The sequence below is a fragment of the Mycobacterium sp. genome (assembly GCF_049647605.1).
GTDB lineage: Bacteria > Actinomycetota > Actinomycetes > Mycobacteriales > Mycobacteriaceae > Mycobacterium.
In genome coordinates, this window is record NZ_JBARXZ010000208.1 from 1 (window position 1) to 6,672 (window position 6,672).

At 66.0% G+C, this 6,672-nt stretch carries 6 protein-coding genes; 5 read left to right on the forward strand and 1 reads right to left on the reverse strand.

Annotation, left to right across the window (positions count from 1 at the left end; translation table 11 throughout):
• A partial coding sequence (gene rfbB, locus WBB07_RS26205) for a dTDP-glucose 4,6-dehydratase (RefSeq protein ID WP_526312104.1) occupies positions 1-818 on the forward strand: 818 nt, incomplete at its 5' end.
• A gap of 1 nt (position 819) precedes the next feature.
• Positions 820-1,440: a dTDP-4-dehydrorhamnose 3,5-epimerase gene (rfbC, locus tag WBB07_RS26210; RefSeq protein WP_526312106.1), complete on the forward strand. Its 621-nt coding sequence runs from the start codon at positions 820-822 to the stop codon at positions 1,438-1,440.
• A gap of 9 nt (positions 1,441-1,449) precedes the next feature.
• On the opposite strand, the gene WBB07_RS26215 is transcribed toward rfbC, so the two are convergent.
• Positions 1,450-2,838, reverse strand: a complete 1,389-nt coding sequence (locus tag WBB07_RS26215) for a DUF1254 domain-containing protein (protein WP_526312108.1) — start codon at positions 2,836-2,838, stop codon at positions 1,450-1,452.
• Between the two features lie 194 nt (positions 2,839-3,032).
• Here WBB07_RS26215 and WBB07_RS26220 point away from each other — a divergent pair, with 194 nt between their 5' ends.
• The 3 genes from WBB07_RS26220 to mmsB are packed head-to-tail and all read left to right on the forward strand — an operon-like array spanning position 3,033 to position 6,626.
• A complete protein-coding gene (locus WBB07_RS26220; protein WP_526312110.1) occupies positions 3,033-4,553 on the forward strand; it encodes a CoA-acylating methylmalonate-semialdehyde dehydrogenase in 1,521 nt (506 codons plus the stop codon).
• A 16-nt stretch (positions 4,554-4,569) separates the two neighbouring features.
• Entirely contained in the window at positions 4,570-5,730 is a 1,161-nt protein-coding gene (locus WBB07_RS26225) for an acyl-CoA dehydrogenase family protein (protein ID WP_526312114.1), read from the forward strand.
• 26 nt (positions 5,731-5,756) lie between these two features.
• Complete coding sequence (gene mmsB / locus WBB07_RS26230; protein ID WP_526312112.1) at positions 5,757-6,626, forward strand: 3-hydroxyisobutyrate dehydrogenase; 870 nt, start codon at positions 5,757-5,759, stop codon at positions 6,624-6,626.
• Positions 6,627-6,672: the final 46 nt, after the last annotated feature.

A 6,672-nucleotide genomic window follows, 5' to 3' on the forward strand; every position in this document is an offset into this window, starting at 1 on the left:
CCCACGCCGATCTGGTGGACAGCTTGGTCGCCGAATCGGACGCGGTGGTGCACTTCGCCGCGGAAACGCACGTCGACAACTCGCTGGTCGACCCGCAGCCGTTTGTCCGGACCAACGTCGTCGGCACCTTCACCGTGCTGGAGGCGGTGCGCCGCCACGGGGTGCGGTTGCACCACGTCTCCACCGACGAGGTGTACGGAGACCTCGAGTTGGGCAGTCCGCAACGGTTCACCGAAACCACGCCTTACGACCCGTCGAGCCCGTATTCCTCGACCAAGGCCGCTTCGGACATGCTGGTGCGGGCGTGGGTGCGTTCCTATGGGGTACGGGCCACGATCTCGAACTGCTCCAACAACTTCGGGCCGTACCAGCATGTGGAGAAGTTCATTCCCCGGCAGATCACCAACATCCTGACCGGCCGTCGACCCAAACTGTACGGCGCCGGCGCCAATGTGCGGGACTGGATTCACGTCGCCGATCACAACAACGCGGTGCGACGCATCCTGGACGCCGGAGATCCGGGGCGGACGTATCTCATCGGCGCCGACAATGAACGCTCCAATCTGGCTGTCCTGCAGGAAATCCTGACGTTGATGGACTGGGATCCCGCCGATTTCGATCAGGTCACCGATCGGGCCGGGCATGACCTGCGCTACGCGATCGACCCGTCTTCGATGTCAGACCTGGGGTGGAAACCCGGACACTTCAACTTTCGGGATGCCCTGCGCGCCACGATCGACTGGTACCGCGCCAACGAAAACTGGTGGGGCCCACTGAAGGACAGCGTTGAGGCCACTTATCAGAAACGTGGTCAGTGACATGGAGTTTCGTGAACTTCGGGTACCCGGCGCGTGGGAAGTCACCCCGCAGGTCTTCGACGACGGACGGGGCGCGTTCTTCGAGTGGTTCACCGACCGCGAGTTCAGCGCTGCCGTCGGACATCGGTTCGACCTGCGACAGGCCAACTGCTCGGTATCCTCGGCCGGGGCGTTGCGCGGCCTGCATTTTGCCGAATTGCCGCCCAGCCAGGCCAAATACGTCACCTGCCTGCGCGGGTCGGTGTACGACGTGGTGGTGGACATCCGAGTCGGCTCCCCCACCTTCGGGCAGTGGGACGCGGTACTACTCGATGACCGGGACCGCCGCTCGGTGTACCTGTCCGAGGGGTTGGCTCACGGTTTCCTTGCCTTGCAAGATGATTCAACAGTGATGTACCTGTGCTCCGCGGAGTACGCGCCGCACCGTGAGCACACCATCTCGGCGACCGACCCCGCGCTGGGGATCGAGTGGCCGCCGACGGTGTTCGGTCCGCAACTGGTGCTCTCCGACCGAGATCGCGATGCACCATCTTTGGAACACGTTCGCGAGTCCGGGATCCTGCCCACATGGGAGGCGACGGCACAGTTCGTCGAGGCGTTGCGCACCCGGCTGCCCGGTTAGCGGGCCCGGTCAGGGCGCGGTCAGCTCCAGATCGCCCGGCTTCCACGAACCGTCGAATGCCGGACCGTCCGGGCCGTAGATGCGGAAGTACGCGAACCAGCCCTGTCCCGGGATCGTCTTGACCCAGCGGCCGTCGGCGCCTTCGGGCTCTTGTGGACCGAAATGCAGTACCACCTCGTCCCCGTCGGCCCCCGTCAGTTCGAACAGCGACCGCAGCGCCGCCCTGCCCTGATCGGTCTGCACCTGGCTTCGGGTGTTGGCGTCGTACACCGTCACCGACCAGAAGAGCTTCGCGGGCACCGGCACCGGCAACGGCACCGTCAACGTGTACGAGTTGCCACCGTCCAGGTAGGCCCCGGTGCGGTCGGCCAGTGCCAGCCAATACAGCGACCCGGCACCGGCGTCGCGGCGAAACATCGCCGGCGAGGTGGCGATGGCCTGGAAGAACCACTTGTCCAGCGCGTAGGTGTCGCGGTAGTCAGCGGTGTCGAAGGTGCCGTTCTCCGAACGCAGCGCGGCCCATTCCCACTGCCGGTCATCCCAGACCAAGCGGGCCGGGGTGCGGTCTGCGAAGGATTCGACGCGCATCTGCATATTGGCCGTCTTCGCGGCCAGTTCCAGGATCCCCGTCAGGCGCGTATCCGGTTCGAACGGTTGATCTTTGGCGATCCCGAGCGCTGCCAGTTCCCCGTACTGCGCCCGGCTGTCGGCAAGCACCGGTTCGGCTTCGACGATACCGTGCAACACCTTCCAGAAGTCGAGGCTGGTTTCGATGCCCAGCGGGGTGGTGTCCTGAGAACCGTCGGTCATGTCCACCCAGGTCGGTTCGGCCCAGCCGTCCGGAGCCTGCAGTGGGTACGCCCGGACCGTCTTGACTCGCTCCAATGCCGCAGGCGCGTCACCGTCGGCCGGAATTGAGCGCACGGCCGCCATGACGCGGTAGGCCTCGGCAGTGCCGCAGTGGTAACCGTCGGGGATGTCGCCGTCGTATCCGGGCGGCAGGATCAGATGCTTACCGCCGGCGCCGGCGTCGGGTCCGGGCAAGCCGAAGTCCAGGATCCAACGCTGATGGATGTCGATGACCGTGCCGACAAAGGCCCCCTCCGGCACCTCGATCACCATGGGTCCGGCGTGCAGGTCCAACAGCACAGCCCCGTAGGGCGTGTCGGAGTTCAGGGTGAATCCGACGTGGCGTGGTGCGGTGTCCAGGTAGCCGAAGACCTCGTTGGCCCGGACGCCCGCGGCGATGGTGCCGTCGAAGAGGGCGGCACCGGACACCGACCGGTAGAAGTACCGGTACATCTGCACGGCCCGGTTGAGGTCGACGGCCTCGTAGGCCAACTCGACAGTGTCGGGCCGCGGATAGCCGCCCTGCAGCGGCTGCGGTTCTGCGCTCATGACTGAACTCCCTAACTGTCAATGTCGACAGTAACTCTGGCCGGGCCGCACGGTGCCATACGGGCCCGGGGCGCGCCGGGGACCGTCACGGAAAAACCCTTGCGCTCACCGTCGACAATTACTAGGATATGCAAGTAATTACTCCCCAGCTCTGCGGGCCCGCCCCGCGCCACCCCTCGATCCCGGGATAACTGATGACCACACAGATTCCGCACTTCATCAATGGCAAGCGCGACGCCCTGAGCTCCACCCGCACCGCGGACGTGTTGAACCCCAGCACCGGCCAGGCGCAGGCCCAGGTGCTGCTGGCGTCGACCGCCGACGTCGACACCGCCGTACAGATCGCGGTCAAGGCACAGGCAGAGTGGGCGGCCTGGAACCCGCAGCGCCGCGCCCGCGTGATGATGAAGTTCATCGAACTCGTCAACGCCAACGCCAACGAGCTGGCCGAGATGCTGTCCCTCGAGCACGGCAAGACCGTCCCCGACTCCCTCGGCGACATCCAGCGCGGCATCGAGGTCATCGAATTCTCGATCGGCATCCCCCACCTGCTCAAGGGTGAGTACACCGAAGGCGCCGGCACCGGCATCGACGTGTACTCGCTGCGCCAGCCGCTCGGCGTGGTCGCCGGGATCACCCCGTTCAACTTCCCGGCAATGATCCCGCTGTGGAAGGCCGGCCCGGCCCTGGCCTGCGGCAACGCCTTCATCCTCAAGCCCTCGGAGCGTGACCCGTCAGTGCCGCTACGCCTGGCGGAGCTGTTCCTCGAAGCCGGTCTGCCCGCCGGAGTGTTCCAGGTGGTCCAGGGCGACAAGGAAGCCGTCGACGCCATCCTGCACCACCCCGACATCAAGGCCGTCGGCTTTGTCGGCAGCTCCGACATCGCGCAGTACATCTACGAGACCGCGGCCGCCAACGGCAAGCGCTCCCAGTGCTTCGGTGGCGCCAAGAACCACATGATCATCCTTCCCGACGCCGACCTCGACCAGGCCGTCGACGCCCTCATCGGCGCCGGCTACGGCAGCGCCGGTGAGCGCTGCATGGCGATCAGCGTCGCGGTCCCCGTCGGCAAGGAGACCGCCGACCGCCTCCGCAACAAGCTGGTCGAACGGATCATCAACCTGCGCGTCGGCCACAGCCTCGACCCCAAGGCCGACTACGGCCCGCTGGTCACCGGCGCCGCCCTCGAGCGGGTCCGTGACTACATCGGGCAGGGCGTCGAGGCCGGTGCCGAGATCGTCGTCGACGGCCGGGAACGCGCCAGCGACGACCTGACCTTCGATGACAACAACCTGCAGGGCGGCTACTTCATCGGCCCCACCCTGTTCGATCACGTCACCAGCGACATGTCGATCTACACCGATGAGATCTTCGGCCCGGTGCTGTGCATCGTGCGCGCCGAGAGCTATGACGAAGCCCTGGCATTGCCCTCGAAGCACGAATACGGCAATGGCGTGGCGATCTTCACCCGCGACGGCGACGCCGCCCGCGACTTCGTGTCCAAGGTTCAGGTGGGCATGGTGGGCGTCAACGTGCCGATCCCGGTTCCGGTGGCCTACCACAGCTTCGGCGGCTGGAAGCGGTCCGGCTTCGGCGATCTCAATCAGCATGGACCCGCGTCGATCCAGTTCTACACCAAGGTCAAGACCGTCACGTCGCGGTGGCCGTCCGGAATCAAGGATGGCGCCGAGTTCGTCATCCCGACCATGAATTAGGCGGGAAAACATGCAGTTGTTCGGACTCGATGACGACGAGCGCGTCATCACCGAGACGGCGGCCGCGTTTGCCGCCAAACGCCTTGCCCCGCATGCCCTGGATTGGGATGCTGCCAAACACTTCCCCGTCGAGGAGCTGCGGGCAGCCGCCGAACTCGGCATGGCTGCGGTGTACTGCAGCGAGGATGTCGGCGGCAGCGGGCTGCGCCGACTCGACGCAGTGCGGATCTTTGAACAGCTGGCCGCCGCCGACCCGGCTGTGGCGGCATTCCTGTCCATCCACAACATGTGCGCGTGGATGATCGACACGTACGGCACGCTGGAGCAGCGCAAGAACTGGGTGCCCAAGCTGGCGTCCATGGAATCCATTGCGTCGTACTGCCTCACCGAACCGGGTGCGGGATCGGATGCCTCGGCGCTGCGGACCCGGGCGGTGCGCGACGGCGACGACTGGGTGCTGACCGGGGTCAAGCAGTTCATCTCCGGCGCCGGAACCTCGGACGTGTACGTCGTGATGGCCCGTACCGGCAGCGAAGGGCCGCGCGGAATCTCGGCGTTTGTCGTCGAAAAGGGCACCCCGGGACTCACTTTCGGCCCGGAGGAGATCAAGATGGGCTGGAATGCGCAGCCCACCGCCCAGGTGATCTTCGAAGGTGTCCGGGTGCCGGCGGACGCCTTGCTCGGTGGCGCCGACGGTGAAGGCGCCGGCTTCGGGATCGCGATGAACGGGCTCAACGGCGGTCGGATCAACATTGCCGCCTGCTCGCTCGGTGGCGCGCAGACCGCCTACGAGAAGGCGGCCGGCTACGTCCGGGATCGGGAGGCCTTCGGGGGTTCCCTTCTCGACGAACCGACCATCCGCTTCACCCTGGCCGATATGGCCACGGCGCTGCAGACATCTCGAATGCTGTTGTGGCAGGCGGCATCCACCCTGGATGCGGGCGCCGCGAACAAGGTCGAGCTGTGTGCGATGGCCAAGCTCTACGTCACCGACGCTTGTTTCGGCGTCGCCGATCAGGCATTGCAACTGCACGGCGGCTACGGGTACCTCGCAGAGTACGGTCTGGAGAAGATCGTCCGCGACCTGCGGGTGCATCGGATCCTCGAAGGCACCAACGAAATCATGCGCGTCGTGATCGGTCGGGCCGAAGCAGCCCGCGCCCGCGCCGCCGTCTGAAACCTCTTCTCGAAAGGCACCTGTCAATGACGACAATCGCATTCCTGGGTTTGGGCAACATGGGCGGACCGATGGCCGCCAACCTGGTCGCGGCCGGGCACACGGTCCGCGCATTCGACCTGGTGCCCGCCCTTCGGGAGGCCGCAGAAGCCAAGGGCGCCCAGGTGTTCGACAGCGGCGCCGAGGCCGTCGCCGGAGCCGAGGTGGTGATCACCTCACTGCCCAACGGTGGAGTCGTCAAGGCCTGTTATGCCGAGGCCATTCCCGCCGCGGCACCCGGCACATTGTTCATCGACACCTCCACGATCTCGGTGGCCGACGCGCGTGATCTCAACGCACAGGCCACCGAGAAGGGTCTGCTGCAGATCGACGCACCGGTCTCCGGCGGCGTCAAGGGTGCCACCGCCGGCACGCTGGCATTCATGGTGGGCGGCTCCGACGAAGCCGTCGAGAAGGCCCGCCCGGTGTTGGATCCGATGGCGGGCAAGGTCATCCACTGCGGTGCGACGGGCACCGGCCAGGCCGCCAAACTGTGCAACAACATGGTGCTGGCGGTGCAGCAGATCGCCATCGGTGAGGCGTTTGTGCTGGCCGAGAAGTTGGGGTTGTCCGATCAGTCGTTGTTCGATGTGATCACCGGCGCCACCGGCAATTGCTGGTCGGTGCACACCAATTGCCCGGTGCCCGGCCCAGTTCCGGCGTCACCGGCCAACAACAACTTCAAGCCCGGATTTGCGACTGCGCTGATGCACAAGGATCTCGGGCTGGCGATGGATGCCGTCACCTCCACCGGTTCCGCGGCGCCGCTGGGCACCCACGCCGCCCAGATCTACGCCGACTTCAACGCCGAGCACCCCGACCAGGACTTCAGCGCCGTCATCAACATGCTGCGCTGAGCCTCCCCTTTTTCCCGCGAGCAGACACAAACTCGGGCTGACACGC